A 17,973-nucleotide genomic window follows, 5' to 3' on the forward strand; every position below is an offset into this window, starting at 1 on the left:
ATGAAACAACTCCGTGCCGGAGTAGCTCAACTGGTAGAGCAACTGACTTGTAATCAGTAGGTTGAGGGTTCAAGTCCTTTCTCCGGCACCATTTTTAAGGTGGGGTAGCGAAGTGGCTAAACGCGGCGGACTGTAAATCCGCTCCTTCGGGTTCGGCAGTTCGAATCTGCCCCCCACCACCAGTTTTTAGGGGCATAGTTTAACGGTAGAACAGAGGTCTCCAAAACCTCCGATGTGGGTTCGATTCCTACTGCCCCTGCCAATTTTAAATTATATGATGGCGGTCGTGGCGAAGTGGTTAACGCACCGGATTGTGATTCCGGCACTCGGGGGTTCAATTCCCCTCGTCCGCCCCATGTTTTCATTTTCATTCAATGTACTTATAAAATAGTAAAGTGGCGGTCGTGGCGAAGTGGTTAACGCACCGGATTGTGATTCCGGCACTCGGGGGTTCAATTCCCCTCGTCCGCCCCATCTTTTATTAATGGGGTATAGCCAAGCGGTAAGGCAACGGGTTTTGATCCCGTCATGCCCTGGTTCGAATCCAGGTACCCCAGCTTTATTGCGGAAGTAGTTCAGTGGTAGAACGCCACCTTGCCAAGGTGGAGGTCGCGAGTTCGAACCTCGTCTTCCGCTCCAATAATTGGCGGCATAGCCAAGTGGTAAGGCATGGGTCTGCAACACCCTTATCACCGGTTCGAGTCCGGTTGCCGCCTCCATAATGATTTGCCGGCGTGGCGGAATTGGCAGACGCGCGGGACTCAAAATCCCGTTCCTTCACGGGAGTGTCGGTTCGACCCCGACCGCCGGTATCATGAAAGGGCCTGCCTGCCCTTTCCAGAAATCCTCCAACTATGAGTAATCATAGCTGGAGGGTTTTTTTGTTATGCCAGCGATTATTCAGCCGCTTTTAAATTGAGAATTCTGTTTTATTACGGTTTTGTAAATTCTAATAAAGCCAGTATTATTTTTTCGTGAAATAAGCTATTATAATTTAGCTAAGAAGTTATTTTAGAAAAATAGTGGGGGCAAAGAAAATGGCGTTCAAAAAGAAAGATAAGTTTGCATTACAGTTGAGTGATATTGCGTTGAATTTAAAAGAAAGTGCTGCTTATTTTGCAGATTATAAGCTGGAGAAAATCAGTGACGTAGTCATTTTTGCAAACACGATGAAAGATTATGAAACAAAAGGTGATTCTTTTGTTCACACGGTCATACATGATCTTAACAATGCTTTCATCACACCAATTGAACGTGAAGATATTTTAGCGCTGGCAATGAGCATGGACGATGTTTTGGACGGCTTAGAACATACAGCCGCCTTGTTTGAAATGTATTCAATCGTAAGTGCAGATGAGTACATGCTTGAATTTGTAGAAGCAATCCGTTTGAGCACTATTGAAATTGAAATAGCTGTTGAACTGATGGTTTCTAAAAAGCTGCCTCAAATGAGAGAACATGCAATAAAAATCAAAGATTACGAGTCACAATGCGACGCTGTTTTGCGCCGTTCGATTAAAAACCTTTTCCAAACTGAAAAAGATCCAATCCGGATTATTCAATACAAAGACATTTACGAAGAGCTGGAAGAAATTGCTGACCATTGTCAGCAAGTCGCAAATACATTCGAATCAATTATAATGAAAAACGCTTAAGGAGCAAAATGACTGATGGATATGATATTGCTGTTAACGGTTTTGATTGTCATTTTTGCTGTCGTATTTGATTTTATCAATGGTTTTCATGATACGGCGAACTCGATAGCTACGGCAGTCTCCACAAAGGCATTAACGCCAAGGCGTGCCATTTTACTGGCTGCTGTAATGAACTTTGTGGGCGCAATGGCTTTTACAGGAGTTGCTAAAACAATCACAAAAGACATTGTCGATCCATTTGCGCTGGATAATGGCTCTGTCGTTATATTGGCAGCGTTACTGGCTGCCATCACATGGAATCTATTAACTTGGTATTACGGCATTCCAAGCAGCTCCTCGCACGCTTTAATCGGTTCGATTGCTGGGGCAGCTATTGCGGGTGCTGGATTTGCCGCTTTGAATTACAGTGGGTTTCTGGCTATCCTGCAGGCTTTGATTTTTTCTCCAATTCTTGCGTTGGTTGTAGGTTATCTAATGTACAGCATCTTTAAAGTAGTTTTCAAAAATCATAACTTAACGAAAACCAATCGGAATTTTAGGTTGATCCAAATTGCTACTGCCGCTTTGCAGTCGTTTTCTCACGGGACGAACGATGCCCAAAAAGCGATGGGGATCATTACGATGGCCTTGATCGTCAATAACTACCAAACTTCGGATGACGTTCAGCTATGGGTTCAGGCAACTTGTGCGCTGGCGATGGCATTGGGAACTTCCATCGGTGGCTGGAGAATCATTAAAACTGTCGGTGGAAAAATCATGAAAATCCGTCCTGTCAATGGAGTTGCAGCAGATCTGACGGGGGCAGCAGTGATTTTCGGCGCTACCTTGATCCATTTGCCGGTCAGCACTACTCATGTTATTTCATCTTCTATTATGGGGGTAGGCGCAGCGCATCGCGTCAAAGGCGTTCAGTGGGGGACAGCTAAAACCATGCTGATCACCTGGCTGATCACGATGCCGATTTCAGCATTATTGGCTGCCATGTTCTATTTGCTCCTCAATCTTGTAATGTAGAAAAACTTTAAAAGTTTTTTAAGAAATTTATCTATTATATTAATAAAGTATTGGCGAGCGAAAAAAGATGTGCTATAATAAATCTTGTCCGCTAAAGCAATACTTGCCGGCGTGGCGGAATTGGCAGACGCGCGGGACTCAAAATCCCGTTCCTTCACCGGAGTGTCGGTTCGACCCCGACCGCCGGTATACCGCTAGCCCAAAAGACCCTGACTTCACTGTCAGGGTCTTTTTCTTTTGCCCAATCTAAGCGCGGATTTATCTAACTGGCAAGTAGTTCTGTAGAATTGAATCCATTTGCTGGGCTTAACATTTCAGATGATCTTACAAACAGAGTTCATGGAAGAGATACACTCGAAAGTCAAGAATAGGGCATATTCGTCAATAAAAATGAAGAAATTGGATCTTGCTGAGTTGAGGTGTGCATATCGAAGGTGGAAAATAAAGGGGGTGGCTGTACCTGTCTTATCATTCTATAAGACAGCTCTTTTGTTAGCCTAAATTTCTTCAGCGCGGAGTTTTTGAGTTTCATTCTGGAAATGTGTATGCTGAAACATAACGAGTGATTCTGCAAATAAAGGAGAATTTGATGAGAGATATACATAGTGATATTTTGGAATTAAGAGGAAGCCATTATGATTTTGGAGTCAGGCAAGGTGAGCTTTTAAAAGACAGTATTATATTGGATAACCGGAGAAAGCAGTGGAAAGCGAAAAGGCCGAGGTTTGAAATAGATGTAGAGGACACAAAGGCGGCCTATCACAGATTCGCCCCCGGAATCTGGGACGAATTGACGGGACTGCAGGAAAGCCTCAAATTGCCGATGGAAGATGTACTGCGTGATTTCGGGGGATACCGGATCGATGCGATGCCGTCTGGCTGTTCAATTGTCACGGGAAGGGATTTTATGGTCCGCAATTACGACTTCCACCCGCAGACTTATGAAGGACGTTTCAGCCTGTTTCAGCCGGATGACCAGGGCTATGCGATCATTGGACCCACTTCACGAATTACAGGTCGTATGGACGGCATGAATGAAAAAGGATTGGCCATGGGCTATAACTTTACCCACCGTAAAAAGCCAGGTGATGGATTTGTCTGCTACTTGATCGGCCGCATTATCCTGGAAACTTGCGCAACGATTGAAGAGGCGGTGGAGCTGCTGAAAGAGATTCCGCACCGCGGTTCATTTAGTTATATCGTGACTGATCAGAGTGGTGAAACACGGATCATCGAAGCGAGTCCGCGTGCAGTGGATGTACGTATCAGTAATGTCTGCACCAATCACTTTGAAATTCAACAACATGAAAACCGTAATTATCTGAAGGATTCATTTGACCGCCTGGAGGCGATTCAGAATCAGAAAAGCCAGGCAGAAGATGCGCTGCAGGCATTCCGTCTGTTCAACGACACCGACAAAGGGGTTTTCTCGAAGTTGTATAAAAGCTGGGCAGGGACTATTCATACCTCTCTTTATTTGCCGAAGGAAAAGAGTGTCTGGTTTGCGCTTGGCGGAAATCAGCAACCGACAGTTTTCGATTTTGGGAGCTGGCTGCAGGGAGATGGTCTGAATGTCCAAAAAATTCATGGAGCAGTGGATACGGATATCGGTTTTGCACACGTGGATAAACAATTTGTATAGAAAAATAGAAAAAGGCGCCAGCATCTATCATGCTGGCGCCTTTGGTTTTTAAAGTTCGACCATATGGGCAAAAGGCAGGTGCGTATCGATTTTTCCGTTGATGCGTTTGGCGTATAACCGTTCGCCTTGCAGCCACTTGTCGAAATCGAGCATGAGCGGCAAACGGTCCGGGCCAATGGCGAATCCCACTTCCAGACTGCGTTGGAAATAAGAGGCGGTATGCAATGTGCCGGAAGCTGTGCTGTATTTTTTAGAGAAGACGCCTTTATCCGAATCATTCAAGAGCCGGAACGCACTGTAGGCATCGATTTGGTTTTCTTGCTGGGTGAGCATCATTTGTTCTCTTCTGCGGGAATCGTCTGTCTGGTAGCGGTTTTCCTCCACCAGCAATTCGAAATGATTCGTGGAAACCGCGGACTCGCGAACCACGACAGAACGCGGAGAAGCTTCAACAACCACAGATTTCCCGGTGCGGTCCAACAGGACGTAGCTAAAGGAACGACGATGCGGAAGTTCTTCCAGCAATGCGATGGCGTCGTCGATGGTCGCACAGTTTTCTAAAATCAAACGGCCGATCATATTGCAGATGAAACCGTCCTCTGAATTTCGGCGGTTGATGAAATTATAGCCCATCACCAAACCTTTTTCGTTCATGCCATCTGTGCGGCCAGTAATCTGCATAGTCGGTCCGATGGTGGCAAATCCGCCGTCAGTCGGCTGGTACAAAGCAAAGCGCCCTTCGTAGCCTTCCGGTGAACTGTCGTAATTGCGGACCATGAAATCAGATTCAGTGTAGATGGAGCAGCCGCTCCGCGTGTATTCCAAGTAATAGCCGCCGAATTCCCGAATGGCCTCATTCATGGGCCATTCCAGTGCATCGGCTAGGCCGGTAATTTCTTCCCATACTCTAGGGGCTAAAGTAAGCAATATATTTTTTGCGCGTTGTTCGTCTATAATCAAATGGCGGCTCGAAGCCTGCCGTTGTTTTTTGCGGTTGGAAAGAATCAACGATTCCTTCAGCAGTTCTCCCTGCATCCGGCCGAAATCGTAATGGCTTCCTCGAAACTGGACAATGTCGCTGTGCACTCGTTTCACGTGTGGATCCCTCTTTTTTCATTAATGTAACAAGAGTTTACTGCATCTGCGGGTGAATGAAAAAGAATATGCCTATGGGTTGGAATTGAGGATGCGAGTTGTGGGAAATGCCAACTTCAGTGTTGACATTAAACTTATTTTAATTAATGAATATTTATTGAAATAATAATAAAAAATGACTTGGCGAACTTTTCCAAATGTTGTATGATTCCATGGTAGGTAAAAATGATTATTTAAAGGGGATTATTATGGGTAAAAAAACACGCTTTGCATTGATTTTTTCAGGTATATTAGCTTTATCGGTTTCAACCGGAACAACGTTAGCCAATACAGGTCACACAGATGCTGCAAAAAAATTAACTGATCTTCAAAAAGAGATACCAATTGAACAGGGAATACTAAAATCTTCTGTTATTCAGCAACTTGAAACGCAACTGCATAAAGGTCTGTCGATTCAGAACTATCCTTTTTCAGAAGTAAATGCTTCTGCTGTCAATAAAGCCGCTTCCGATTATCTGTGGGAGCAGGAGCCGAATGATAGCTTTAATTTTGCAGATCAATTATCTTATTCAAAAGCGACTGTAGGGCAATTGATGCCTTATTACGACATGGATTTTTATAAAGTAAAAGTTCCGTCGAACGGAATATTAGCAGTTGGGGGAGGAACCACTAGTTATGAAATCGATTTGCTGTTCGCAGCTGCTGAAAAAGAATTTGGAGAAACCGGGAAGTTGGAGTATTTAGGCAGTGATTATGACGACGAGCTTGAGATTCAATTCTATCAGGCTAAAGCAGGGACTTATTATGTACCAGTGCTGGATGCGGATGACTACAGCAACAGCCCGTCAGATTTATATATCATCGCCACGTCGTTTCTGGACAACGTAGCTCCGTCTAAACCGACTGTCAATGCATTCGATGACAACGACACAGCTATTTCTGGAAAAGCAGAGGCGAATTCTACAATCACTGTAAAAAATGGCAGCAAAGTCATCGCTACAACTAAAACAGCGGCTTCAGGCACTTTCTCAGCTAAAATAGCAGTGCAAAAAGCTGGTGTGAAGTTGGTCGTAACAGCTGAAGACAGTGCAAAAAATAAAAGTGCTGCTGTAACAGTCACAGTCAAAGTGGCAGATAAAACAGCACCAGCAAAACCAACTATCAATAAGGTCGACAACAATGATGCTGTCATTTCCGGTAAAGCGGAAGCAAGTTCCACAGTCACAGTAAAAAATAACAGCAAAGTTATCGCTACAACAAAAGCTACTGCCTCAGGTACATTTTCAGTAAAGATTCCGGTACAAAAAGCCGGAGCCATTTTGACGGTTAATGCCAAGGATCAATCAGGAAATATTAGTTCAACAGCCTCAGTAACAGTAGTTGATGTTGTAGCGCCTCCACTACCGACCATCAACAAAGTCACAATTAAAGATTTGAAAGTAACTGGTAAAGCGGAAGTAAGCTCTACAGTTACAATAAAAGCTGGGAATACGGTGCTCGGTTCAGCGAAAGCCGATGCGAAAGGCACTTACTCTGTGAAAATAAAAGCGCAGAAAGCTGGCGTGACAATTGAAGCGACTGCGAAAGATAAAGCAGGAAACGTCAGCAAAAAAGCCACGAAAGTGGTTGCTAAAAAATAAGGTGAAAAAAAAGACCGGAACTCTGAATAAGAGCGCCGGTTTTTTCTAGTTTAGGTCATAATACATAAAACTCGGCTTCACCGCCATTGATGCCGGTGAACATATTCGATGCGGCAGTCAGCAGTTGAAGAGCGGTATCTCTTTCCATAGAAGGGCGGAGATAGAAGATATGTACTGCGTTTTTTGTTTGTTCAGTCACAGCGGTCCGTTTAGAATCGACGTAGGGGCTGCCAAAAGCGCTTTTGGAATCTTTGGATACCAGAATCCCAGTCAAAGTATTGACGCGGTTATTCAGGCCCTCATAGCGGTCAGCGGAGGTCCCTACAGCAATTTGAATATCACCTTCAATTTTATCGGCATCATAAAGGCCCAGAGGGATTTCGTATTGCAGCGACAGGAAGCTGTTCATATCGATGGCAGAGTTGACGGTCGCTAAGTAATTCTGCTTTTTGATGCGGCGGTAAAGCGCTTCTGCAGCTGGGCGGTAGCGGCTGGGATCTGCCCCCAATGCTTTCCATATCAATTGCCATTCCAGCAGGCCGGGGAATTCAGTGATGTCCTTATCCTCCAAATCAAAGTACAGCTGCTCTTGAAAAAGCTGGAGGCGGCCTTTTAACATTTGAGGTGACTCGGAAACGGTGATATTGTTATAATGAATGATGCCAATTTTAAATTCGCTCAGAATTTCTTTTATTTGAGGATCGATTGTCAGTTTCATTGCAATCTTCCTTTCACGTATGTGGTTTTCATTATCGTATCATAGAATTGAGTGAGGGGTTACGACATGAATCTTAATCAGTTTCAAAAAGAGCTTGTTGCGTATGCCTCGGAGATCGGAATTGACAAAATCGGTTTTGCTTCAGCCGAACCTTTTTATAGCTTAAAGCATCAATTGATTCGCCAGCAGCAATTGAATTACCAGTCCGGATTTGAAGAATCGGATGTGGAAAAGCGCACGAGGCCTGAACTATTGCTGAATGAAGCTGTCAGCATCATCGCCATCGCCATCGCTTATCCATCACGGATGTCGGATGCACCGCAAGGAGTGAAAGGCGCACGGCGGGGAATTTTCTCCCGGTCGTCCTGGGGCAAGGATTACCATGCGGCGCTCAGGGAGCGTCTGACGCTGTTGGAGGCGTTTATTGCCACTCGTTATCCGGAAGCACGGATGCGGTCGATGGTTGACACCGGAGAGCTGTCTGATCGGGCAGTGGCGGAACGCGCCGGCATCGGCTGGAGTGCCAAGAACACCAATATCATCACGCCTGAATTCGGGTCGTATGTGTATCTTGGTGAAATGATCACCAACATACCATTCCGTTTCGATGAGCCGATGGAAGATCAATGCGGCGATTGCCGTTTGTGCATCGACACTTGCCCGACAGGAGCCATCGTTGAAGGCGGCCAATTGAACGCCCAGCGCTGCATTTCTTTTTTGACGCAGACGAAAGGATTTCTGCCGGATGAATTCCGAGGCAAAATCGGCAACCGGCTTTATGGCTGCGACACGTGCCAGACGGTCTGTCCGAAAAATAAAGGCAAAGCCAATCGGATCCATGCGGAATTCGAGCCGGATCCGGAAATCGCCAAGCCTTTGCTTGAGCCTTTATTGGCTATTTCCAATCGGGAGTTCAAGGATAAGTTCGGCTATGTATCCGGTTCGTGGCGGGGCAAAAAACCGATTCAACGAAACGCTATTTTGGCGCTGGCGCATTTCAAGGAAACGTCTGCAGTGCCGGCATTGATTAAGTTATTGGAAAGCGACGAGCGGCCGGTGATCAGAGGAACCGCGGCATGGGCACTCGGCAAAATAGGGACAGAAGAAGGGCTTCAAGCCTTAAAGAGAGCAGAAGTGGTAGAGAACGACGTAGAAGTTCAAGAGGAAATTCAAAAAGGATTGGCATTTTTTGCTGAAGAATTGAAAGGATAAGTGACAGATTTGGCTATTCATATTGTGTTGTACCAACCGCTGATTCCAGCGAATACCGGAAATATCGCGCGTTCATGCGCAGGGACGGGAGTCAAGCTGCACTTAATACGCCCACTCGGTTTCTCGACAGATGACAAGATGTTGAAACGTGCGGGACTGGATTATTGGGAGCATGTCGATATCCATTATTACGACGGCTTGCAGGAACTTTTTGACAGCTATCAGGATGGGGAATTCTATTATATTACAAAGTTTGGGGCACAGCCGCATACGTCATTCGATTTTTCCGACAGAGGCAAAGACCATTTCTTCGTTTTCGGACAGGAAACAAAAGGCTTGCCGAAGGAATTGATCGAGCAGAACCCGGATCATTGCCTGCGCATCCCGATGAACGACAACATCCGCTCGCTTAATTTATCGAATACGGCAGCGATACTCATGTACGAAGCATTGCGCCAACAGGATTACCCTGGATTGGAATAAAGGCATAGAAAAAAGGACAGCGGATTCCGCTGTCCTTTTGTACTATTCTCTTTCGTTTGTTCCAGGCTTGTCATCGTATCCAGCAGTGAAAATAGCTACTAGGAACGAAACACAAATACCCAAAATAAGGATTAAGTTCATAAATAATGACCTCCTTGAAATGTGCATCTTTGTTTAGTATAGCTTACAATCGGGAAAAATGAAATATCCACATCAAGTGAAATGTGGATAATTTCTGACGGTCTGAAAAGGATGGAGACATTCAGAGAAATGAAACCTTGGTTCTGTTCATCCGTATAGTATAGATAAGAAAGCCAAAGAAGGGATGATAACGAATGAAAATGAAAATTTCTATCGCTTTGCTTTGGATTACAGGTTTGGCTGAAGCGTTTCTGGCGATTCCATTAATCGGTGGCGGTTTCGTCATCAGTACAGGCTACTCAGCGTTAGGCGTCATGTTCGTGTTTCACGCCATTACCTTGTTCTTTTGTTTCCGTGAATATTCACCGAAAACCGGATCGATACTTGGGATCATCACCAGCTTGATTGCCTGGATTCCAGGAATCGGCTGGGTATTCCATTTGATTACTGCAGCAGTATTGCTTATTACTGCAGCGATGTCAGGAAGCAGAGCGCGAATCTAACAGAAAAAAACCGCCGGTTGGCGGTTTTTTTAGTTGGGTCAATGGGGTGCAATCAGCAATTGAATGACAAACAGGACCGCAAAAATATACAGAATCGGATGAACCGATTTGCCTTTGCCTACAAATACTTTCATCAACGGGTAGGTGATGAATCCGAAAGCGATCCCGGTTGCGATGCTGGAAGTCAGCGGCATGGCTAGGACAATCAGAAATGCAGGAAACGCTTCATCGAATTCTTCCCAGTCGATCTGTTTTACGGCACCGATCATCAGGCTTCCGACAATGATCAATGCAGGGGCTGTGATGGCTGCGACATTCGATAAGGCGCCGACTAATGGGCCGAAAAATGCAGCCATGATGAACAGGATGGCGACGGTCAAACTGGTCAAGCCGGTACGCCCACCCGCTGCAACACCTGCAGATGATTCCACATAAGCGGAAGTCGGGCTTGTCCCGACCATGGCACCCGCAGTCGCGGCAAGGGAGTCTGCCAGCAATGCCTGCCGCATTCTCGGCATTTTATTGTTTTTCATCAAGCCAGCTTGTTTGGCTACACCGATCATGGTGCCGGTGGTATCAAATAAAGTGACCAGAAGGAAAGAAAAGACAACGCCATAAAGTCCATATTGAATGACTAATTGGAACGCTTCAATTGGATTCCAAACCAGGATGCCTTCAGGCAATGAAGGAAGCTGCATCAATCCGCCTTCGAATTTTAATTGCCCAGTGAAAAATGCGACAATTCCTGTAACAATCATTCCGTAGAAAATGCCGCCATGTATTTTCAGTGACATGAAAATGACTGTAACCAGCAATCCGAGAAGAGTCAACGCTACTGGCGGCGAAGTCAAATCACCTAAGCCAACAAGATTGGCTTCATTGGCAACAATCAGGCCGCTCAGTCTCATGCCGATAAAGGCGATAAAAAGTCCGATGCCGGCAGTGATGGCATGTTTTAAGTTTTCAGGAATGGCTTCAATCAGGACTTTGCGCATGGAAGTCAACGACAATGCAACAAAAATAAGTCCGGCGACGAACACGGCTGCAAATGCGGTGACGTAATCAATGGCACCGTTCGACCCGAGTACCATGGAAGTGAAATAAGCGTTCAACCCCATCCCCGGCGCAATAGCAATCGGATAATTGGCGGCTAGCGCCATCCACAGTGTACCAATGGCAGCGGCAATGATGGTTGCCAGAAATACTTGATCAAACGGTACGCCGGCAGCGCCCAAAATGACGGGGTTGACAATGACAATATAGGCCATAGTCAAGAACGTCGTCATACCGGCAGTGATTTCAGTTTTTATAGTAGTGTGGTTTTCTTTTAAATGAAACATCAAAAAGCTCCTTCCAAAACACGAACGATTTTCAACGACAACATATATATTATTCGCTTTATTGGAAGAGTGCAAGGGTCTTTTGGGAAATCTTTAAAGTCGAATTTATCAAATATTATTTGTACAATAAAAGAAAGAAAGGATGATGAAAATGGATTTAACGATCAATTCAACAAAAACCTTACATAATGGAGTGGAAATGCCGCGTTTTGGTTTAGGGGTATATAAAATGACGGATAAAGAAGCTGCAATGGAAGCTATGACCACAGCGATTAATGCAGGCTATAAAGCGATTGATACGGCAACCATTTACGACAATGAAGTGGAGGTAGGGGAAGCGGTACGGAATTCCAGCGTGAAGCGGGAAGACCTGTTCATCACGTCGAAAGTCTGGAATACCGAGCAGGGCTATGATGAAACGCTGCGCGCTTTCGAAGCTTCTCTAAAGCGTCTAGGCTTTGACTATCTGGATCTGTATTTGACGCATTGGGCGATCGAAGGGAAATACGTTGATACGTACCGTGCCATCCAGCGCCTTTACGATGAAAAACTGATCCGTTCAATTGGCGTCTCCAACCACCAGCAGCACCACCTGGAGAAAATCCTGGCTGCTGCCAATACCAAACCGATGGTTAATCAAATCGAATTGCATCCGCAACTGACGCAGGAACCGCTGCGGGAATATTGTGCTGCCAACGACATTGCAATCACTTCCTGGTCGCCGCTGGCACGTGGTCGATTACTGGAAGATCCCGTGCTGGCTAAAATTGCAGCCACTCATGGAAAATCGATTGCGCAAATCGTCATCCGCTGGCATCTGCAAAGCGATTTGATTGTCATTCCGAAATCAGTGACCCCATCACGCATCAAAGAAAATGCGCAGGTTTTCGACTTCTCTTTAACACAAGAAGAGATGAAAATGATTGATGGACTGAACCAGGATTGGCGCTCCGGCACGCATCCCGATAAAATCAAGGTATAAAAAAAGCAAGTTCCCCGAAAAGGAACTTGCTTTTTTCGTTATCTAGCCGAGTCTTCAACAACCACTTTTTCATTGGTGAACGGGTGGATGAAGGACATGCGGAAAGCATGCAGATGGTAAGCGCCGTCTTGTGTCGGCGGCCCTTCGTAAAGTGTATCTCCCATAATCGGATGGCCGATATGTGAAAGGTGTGTACGGATTTGGTGTGTGCGTCCGGTTTCAAGCGTCAGGTGAAGCAAAGATTTGCCTTCCATTTGCTTGAGGACGCGGTAGTGGGTCACAGCACTTTGTCCTGTTTGGGAAACCATGCGGCGCGTCGGGTGGTGGCGGTCGCGGCCAATTGGGAAGTCGATGGTGCCGGATTTATTATGGACCTTGCCTTTGACGACAGCTTCATAATCACGGACCAGCTGCTTTTGTTCCAGCATGCGGTCCAGCACGTTTTTGGCAACAGGATGCTTTGCGACCATCAACAGGCCGGAAGTTCCTTGGTCCAAGCGGTGGACATGCTCGCCGTACGATCCGCCGTTACGGATGATGTGGCCGAGAATGGCATTGATGAATGTATCGGTTTGTCCGACCTCATTGGGATGTGTAGCCATGCCTTTCGGTTTGCGGGCAACGATAAAGTGGTCATCTTCGAATAAAACCGGAAGCTCTACATCGTGTTTCGGCTCATAAGGTGAGTCGGCAGGGGGCAAATCGAATTGCAGGATGGTACCCGCCGGCAATGGCTCTTTCCAGATCACTTCCTGGAATTTTTCGTTTTTGACGCTTTTGGCCATGCGCATTTGATGGACCACTTTCTTGCCGAGGCCCCATTCGGTTCTCAATAATTCTTCGACAGTCATGCCGTCGTCTTTGATTTCATAACTCCAAGTCATCTGGTTTCCTCCATAAAAAAGGATCATGCGCAAGGCACATGATCCTTTTGTCAGTTATTTTTTAACTACATCGGTGAAGAACTTTTCAATATTCTCTTTCGGCTGTGCGCCGACCCAACGTGAAACTTCTTCTCCATTGTCATAATGGATCAATGTTGGTGTTGCTTCGATCATGTATTGCTGCCAGCCCTGTTCATACTCTAACAGATTATACTGCAAAACGTCTACATCCATGTCTTCAGCAACTGGCATCAACACCGGTGTGGTCTGTTGGCAATATTGGCAAGTCGGGCTGAAAAAATAAACCGTGGTTGGTTCGCCGCTGGCAATTTTCTCTTCCAACTCAGCCGGTACGACAATGTTCTGGTAGTTTTCATCGTCTAATTGATCAATAGTTGCTTGTTCCAAATCTTCTGTATCGTACGGATTGTCCGCCAATTTTTCATTGTTTGCCTGGTTGGTCAAGAAAATGATGCCGGCAAACACGACAACGACAATACCTGCGATGATCAGTAACTTCTTCATTGTGCTTTTTCCTCCTTAAGGGACTTAACTAAATAAATGCTCATTCCAGCGATCAGGATGAATGCAGTCAACGCCAAAAACGGAATGGTGATAAATCCGAGCAAGTTGATGTATTCTCCGGTACACGGCACCTGACCGCAGGATGGGGCGGAATCTGCCAGAAAATCGAGCTTCTGGAGTCCGTAATGGTAAAGGGAAATCCCTCCGCCTACGATGGAGAAAATCAACGTGGTGGCAGCAATTCGGACATTTTTCTGTACATAGGCCACGCCGATGACGATAACCAGCGGATACATGAAAATGCGTTGGATCCAGCAAAGCTCACACGGGGCATATCCGCGGATTTCAGAAAAATAAAGAGAACCCGCTGTGGCGATAAGTGCCACAACCCACATGGAAAGCAAAACATTTTCCTGGCGTTTCGTCATTTGATGTTCCCTCTTTTCAATAAATACTTCCATAGAATTATAAATGTTATCGTGATACAAGTAAAATAATATCAACCTGAGCGACATTCCTATATAATAAAGTTTGAAACTTTTGTGAAGGAGAGCTGTATTGTGGCAGAACAATTCGATTTATCCCATTTTGAAAAAAGCATGATCATTCGCGAAATGAATTATGCAGATATAGATGCCATCCTGGAAATGCAGCGTTTATGCTTTCCTGGAATGGATCCTTGGAAAGAAGAGCAACTGAGAAGCCATTTGGGGGTCTTCCCTCAAGGCCAGATGGTCGCTGAATTGGACGGCACAGTGATTGGCTCATGTTCGAGTTTGTTGATTAACTTTGATGAATACGATGATCGCCATACTTGGGACGATGTAACGGACGCTGGTTATATCACCAACCACAATCCCGACGGTTACAATATGTACGGCATTGAAGTCATGGTGCATCCGGAATACCGCCGAATGAAAGTCGGACAACGTTTATATGAAGCCCGCAAGGAATTGGCGCGCGAATTGAACTTGAAGTCGATCATCATCGGAGGGCGCATCCCGAATTACCATAAACATGCAGATGAAATGTCGCCGCGTGAATACGTCGATTCAGTATCGCGCCATAAAATCTATGATCCGGTTTTGACTTTCCAGTTGATGAACGGCTTCCAATTGATGCGCATCAACCCGAATTACCTGCAGGATGATTTGGCTTCAGGCAAATACGCGACATTGATGGAATGGAACAATGTTGATTACAAGCCGATTTCCAAACGCCATTTCAAAACCAGCTTGCCGGTCCGGATCTGTGTCGTGCAGTATTTGATGCGCGCCATTAAATCATTCGATGACTTGGCCAGCCAGGTTGAATACTTTGTGGACGTGGCTTCAGATGCCCATTCGGATTTCGTTGTATTCCCTGAAATCTTCACGACGCAGCTGATGTCATTCCTGAACGAGCCATCGCCAAGCCAGGCCGTACGCAAGTTGACGGAGTACACGCCTCAGTATATTGAATTGTTTACAGATCTTGCTGTCCGCTACAACGTCAACATCATCGGAGGTTCGCATTTCGTTAAAGAAGAAGATGACGAAATCTACAACATTGCGTACTTGTTCCGCCGTGACGGTTCAATCGACAAACAGTATAAGATCCACATCACACCAAATGAACGCAAATGGTGGGGAATTTCTGCCGGGGATTCTGTCCGCGTCTTCGATACAGATTGCGGAAAAATCGCCATCCAGATCTGTTACGATATTGAATTCCCTGAACTTGCCCGCATTGCGACAGATATGGGAGCGAACATCATCTTCACTCCATTCTGTACGGAAGACCGCCAAGGATACTTGCGCGTCCGTTATTGTGCACAGGCACGTGCTGTGGAAAACCAAATTTACACAGTCATTTCCGGAACTGTCGGCAACTTGCCGCAAACCGAAAACATGGACATCCAATATGCCCAATCAGGTATTTTCGCTCCATCCGATTTCGAATTTGCGCGTGATGGAATTGTCGGAGAAACCAATGCCAACCTGGAAATGGTGCTCATTGGAGATGTCGATTTGGAAATTCTGCGCCGCCAACGCCAGAACGGGACAGTCAAGCAACTGAAAGACCGTCGCCATGATGTCTACCGTGTCGAATACAAAAAAGACTGATCACAGCCGCTTCCAAAAATGGGAGCGGCTTTTCTTTGGAATATTTGCTAAACTGAAGAGTAAACAAAAGAATATTCTTTTTATAGAAGGCTTCAGGCAGAGCTGCTGCAGGAATGCGCAGTTGTTTTGTAGAATATCAACAGATGAGGATGAGTAATTCAAGCTAGATCATTATGGATGGAGGAATGGATATGTCATGGAAAGAACGCATTAAACGGTGGTTGGAGCATGATGCACTTGATGAAGAAACACGTCAGTCATTGACTGTGCTGATGGAAGACGAAAAATCCGCGGAAGATGCTTTTTATCAGGATTTGGTTTTCGGTACTGGAGGCATGCGCGGGGAAATTGGACCGGGCACAAACCGGATGAACGTCTATACCGTCCGAAAAGCGTCACAGGGAATTGCCGATTACATAAAAAAAAATGGCGAATTGGCGATGTCACGTGGAATGGTCATTGCTTATGACAGCCGCCGCATGTCCCCGGAATTTGCGGAAGAAGCAGCGCGTACATTTGCCGCGAACGGCATTCATACGTATTTATACAGCGGTCCACGGACGACACCGCAATTATCATTCAGTGTCCGTTATTTGAATGCTTTCATGGGCATCGTCATTACGGCAAGCCACAATCCGCCGGAATACAACGGCTATAAAGTATATGCAGAAGACGGTGCCCAATTGAATCTGGAAGATGCAGACCGTGTCATCGACTACGTCAGCCGTGTGGAAGATGAACTGTCCATCGTCAATGAAGGCTATGAAGAATCGCTGCTCGTGCGCATTGATGAGAAATTGGATGAAGCTTATTTATCCAATGCACTGACGGTCCAAGAACACTCAGCCAGCCCGATCGAAGCAGTTTTCACACCGCTTCATGGCGCTTCGGGTGCGACAGTCAAAAACCTGCTCGATCGAGCGGGTTATGATCAAATCACCTATGTTACTGAACAGATGGAACCTAATGGTGAATTTCCGACAGTCGCATCACCGAACCCCGAAGAAGGTTCTGCCTTCGAACTGGCGAAAGAATACGGCAAAAAATCAGGAGCTGATCTGCTGATTGCTGTGGATCCGGATGGAGACCGTGTCGGGATTGCAGTCTGGAGCGGCAGCCAATACGAATTATTGAGCGGCAACCAGACCGGTGCTATTTTGATCGAGTATCTGCTTAGCCAGAAACAGGCAAAAGGCACTTTGCCGACAAACGGGCGCATCTTCAAGACCATCGTTACATCGGAATTCGGCCGAGTGGTTGCTGATTCTTATGGCGTCGGCTGTGAAGATGTCCTGACTGGCTTTAAATTCATCGGCGAAAAATTAAAGCATAATGATGCCAATCCGCAATTTGAGTTTTTATTCGGCTACGAAGAAAGTTACGGCTATTTGATCCGTGATTTTGCACGGGACAAAGATGCTGTGCAGTCGGTCTTATTGCTTGTCGAAGCGGCAGCATTCTATAAGAAACAAGGAAAAAACCTTCACGATGTTCTGGTTGAACTTTATAACCGCTTTGGCTGGTACCGGGAATCGCTGGTATCGGTCACCAAAAAAGGCATTGATGGCGCGCGCGAAATCAAAGCCTTGTTGGAAAACTTGCGTACGGAACCGGTTAAGGCTTTGGCAGGGATTCCAGTCGTGTCGATTGAGGACTATGAAACACAGAACCGAGTTTTCGTCGACTTGGGCACCGATGAAAAAATCGAGTTGCCACAGTCGAATGTCATCAAGTACTTCCTGGAGGATGGTTCCTGGGTATGTGTACGCCCAAGCGGCACGGAACCGAAAGTAAAGTATTATTTCGGAATCACCGCCAAAACCCAGCAGGAAAGCGACGAAAAGCTGGAACTGCTGAAGGAATCGTTTTTGGAAGAAGTCAATAGCCGTTGAGGATCGGGCTCCCTGAAAAGGGGGCTTTTCCTTTCTGTCTTATGCCCGCAGAGCTACACGGGCGCTTCCACTTTTCTCGGTGTCCAGACTCCAGCGCCCAGCTCTTTGGGTCATAAGCCAGCCCAACTGCGTGGCAAAGAAC

General features: G+C 45.9%; 16 protein-coding genes and 10 tRNA genes. 20 read left to right on the forward strand and 6 right to left on the reverse strand.

Going from position 1 to position 17,973, the window contains the following annotated elements:
• Positions 1-15 precede the first annotated feature (15 nt).
• The 13 genes from QMA04_RS13925 to QMA04_RS13985 all read left to right on the forward strand — a co-directional run bounded on the left by QMA04_RS13925 (position 16) and on the right by QMA04_RS13985 (position 4,311).
• Positions 16-91, forward strand: a tRNA-Thr gene (locus QMA04_RS13925).
• 7 nt (positions 92-98) lie between these two features.
• Positions 99-182 (forward strand) — tRNA-Tyr (locus QMA04_RS13930).
• 6 nt (positions 183-188) lie between these two features.
• A tRNA-Trp gene (locus QMA04_RS13935) sits at positions 189-262 on the forward strand.
• A gap of 18 nt (positions 263-280) precedes the next feature.
• A tRNA-His gene (locus QMA04_RS13940) sits at positions 281-356 on the forward strand.
• A 42-nt stretch (positions 357-398) separates the two neighbouring features.
• Positions 399-474: transfer RNA gene (locus QMA04_RS13945), tRNA-His, on the forward strand.
• A gap of 11 nt (positions 475-485) precedes the next feature.
• Positions 486-557: transfer RNA gene (locus tag QMA04_RS13950), tRNA-Gln, on the forward strand.
• Between the two features lie 7 nt (positions 558-564).
• Positions 565-639: transfer RNA gene (locus QMA04_RS13955), tRNA-Gly, on the forward strand.
• Between the two features lie 6 nt (positions 640-645).
• Positions 646-719: transfer RNA gene (locus QMA04_RS13960), tRNA-Cys, on the forward strand.
• A 9-nt stretch (positions 720-728) separates the two neighbouring features.
• Positions 729-812 (forward strand) — tRNA-Leu (locus QMA04_RS13965).
• 225 nt (positions 813-1,037) lie between these two features.
• Positions 1,038-1,655, forward strand: coding sequence for a DUF47 domain-containing protein (locus QMA04_RS13970; RefSeq protein ID WP_290186499.1), 618 nt, complete (start codon positions 1,038-1,040; stop codon positions 1,653-1,655).
• 15 nt (positions 1,656-1,670) lie between these two features.
• Positions 1,671-2,669, forward strand: coding sequence for an inorganic phosphate transporter (locus QMA04_RS13975; protein ID WP_191716644.1), 999 nt, complete (start codon positions 1,671-1,673; stop codon positions 2,667-2,669).
• A gap of 105 nt (positions 2,670-2,774) precedes the next feature.
• Positions 2,775-2,858 (forward strand) — tRNA-Leu (locus tag QMA04_RS13980).
• Positions 2,859-3,258: 400 nt separating this feature from the next.
• Entirely contained in the window at positions 3,259-4,311 is a 1,053-nt protein-coding gene (locus tag QMA04_RS13985) for a C45 family autoproteolytic acyltransferase/hydrolase (protein ID WP_290186501.1), read from the forward strand.
• A 48-nt stretch (positions 4,312-4,359) separates the two neighbouring features.
• Here QMA04_RS13985 and QMA04_RS13990 read toward each other — a convergent pair whose 3' ends face one another.
• Complete coding sequence (locus tag QMA04_RS13990; protein ID WP_290186503.1) at positions 4,360-5,406, reverse strand: C45 family autoproteolytic acyltransferase/hydrolase; 1,047 nt, start codon at positions 5,404-5,406, stop codon at positions 4,360-4,362.
• Between the two features lie 248 nt (positions 5,407-5,654).
• On the opposite strand from QMA04_RS13990, the gene QMA04_RS13995 reads away from it, so the two are divergent.
• Positions 5,655-7,046 (forward strand): Ig-like domain-containing protein, encoded by a 1,392-nt coding sequence (locus QMA04_RS13995; protein ID WP_191716641.1) that lies wholly within the window; start codon positions 5,655-5,657, stop codon positions 7,044-7,046.
• Between the two features lie 55 nt (positions 7,047-7,101).
• Here the strand turns inward: QMA04_RS13995 and QMA04_RS14000 are convergent, their stop codons facing one another.
• Complete coding sequence (locus tag QMA04_RS14000) at positions 7,102-7,764, reverse strand: B3/B4 domain-containing protein (RefSeq protein ID WP_191716640.1); 663 nt, start codon at positions 7,762-7,764, stop codon at positions 7,102-7,104.
• A 66-nt stretch (positions 7,765-7,830) separates the two neighbouring features.
• Between QMA04_RS14000 and queG the strand changes: the two genes are divergently transcribed.
• The 3 genes from queG (at position 7,831) to QMA04_RS14015 (ending at position 10,103) form a co-directional block, all read left to right on the forward strand.
• On the forward strand, positions 7,831-8,976 hold the full coding sequence (queG, locus tag QMA04_RS14005) for a tRNA epoxyqueuosine(34) reductase QueG (protein ID WP_290186505.1): 1,146 nt from the start codon (positions 7,831-7,833) through the stop codon (positions 8,974-8,976).
• A 9-nt stretch (positions 8,977-8,985) separates the two neighbouring features.
• Positions 8,986-9,459, forward strand: coding sequence for a tRNA (uridine(34)/cytosine(34)/5-carboxymethylaminomethyluridine(34)-2'-O)-methyltransferase TrmL (trmL, locus tag QMA04_RS14010; protein ID WP_191716638.1), 474 nt, complete (start codon positions 8,986-8,988; stop codon positions 9,457-9,459).
• Positions 9,460-9,794: 335 nt separating this feature from the next.
• A complete protein-coding gene (locus QMA04_RS14015; RefSeq protein WP_290186508.1) occupies positions 9,795-10,103 on the forward strand; it encodes a hypothetical protein in 309 nt (102 codons plus the stop codon).
• A gap of 38 nt (positions 10,104-10,141) precedes the next feature.
• On the opposite strand, the gene QMA04_RS14020 is transcribed toward QMA04_RS14015, so the two are convergent.
• Complete coding sequence (locus tag QMA04_RS14020; RefSeq protein ID WP_290186510.1) at positions 10,142-11,443, reverse strand: NCS2 family permease; 1,302 nt, start codon at positions 11,441-11,443, stop codon at positions 10,142-10,144.
• 151 nt (positions 11,444-11,594) lie between these two features.
• On the opposite strand from QMA04_RS14020, the gene QMA04_RS14025 reads away from it, so the two are divergent.
• The gene (locus QMA04_RS14025) at positions 11,595-12,425 is read left to right on the forward strand and encodes an aldo/keto reductase (protein ID WP_290186511.1); all 831 of its coding nucleotides are present in this window, start codon (positions 11,595-11,597) and stop codon (positions 12,423-12,425) included.
• A 38-nt stretch (positions 12,426-12,463) separates the two neighbouring features.
• Here the strand turns inward: QMA04_RS14025 and QMA04_RS14030 are convergent, their stop codons facing one another.
• The 3 genes from QMA04_RS14030 to QMA04_RS14040 are packed head-to-tail and all read right to left on the reverse strand — an operon-like array spanning position 12,464 to position 14,262.
• Positions 12,464-13,309 (reverse strand): RluA family pseudouridine synthase, encoded by an 846-nt coding sequence (locus QMA04_RS14030; protein WP_290186513.1) that lies wholly within the window; start codon positions 13,307-13,309, stop codon positions 12,464-12,466.
• Between the two features lie 54 nt (positions 13,310-13,363).
• On the reverse strand, positions 13,364-13,834 hold the full coding sequence (locus QMA04_RS14035) for a thioredoxin family protein (RefSeq protein WP_203340940.1): 471 nt from the start codon (positions 13,832-13,834) through the stop codon (positions 13,364-13,366).
• Positions 13,831-14,262: a disulfide oxidoreductase gene (locus QMA04_RS14040; protein WP_191716633.1), complete on the reverse strand. Its 432-nt coding sequence runs from the start codon at positions 14,260-14,262 to the stop codon at positions 13,831-13,833. Before QMA04_RS14040 ends, QMA04_RS14035 begins: the two co-directional genes overlap by 4 nt.
• A gap of 132 nt (positions 14,263-14,394) precedes the next feature.
• Between QMA04_RS14040 and QMA04_RS14045 the strand changes: the two genes are divergently transcribed.
• Entirely contained in the window at positions 14,395-15,939 is a 1,545-nt protein-coding gene (locus QMA04_RS14045; protein ID WP_191716632.1) for a carbon-nitrogen hydrolase family protein, read from the forward strand.
• 191 nt (positions 15,940-16,130) lie between these two features.
• Entirely contained in the window at positions 16,131-17,831 is a 1,701-nt protein-coding gene (locus tag QMA04_RS14050) for a phospho-sugar mutase (protein WP_290186516.1), read from the forward strand.
• Positions 17,832-17,973: the final 142 nt, after the last annotated feature.

Origin of the sequence: Planococcus sp. APC 3900 (assembly GCF_030407735.1) — a bacterium.
Classification (GTDB): domain Bacteria; phylum Bacillota; class Bacilli; order Bacillales_A; family Planococcaceae; genus Planococcus; species Planococcus notacanthi.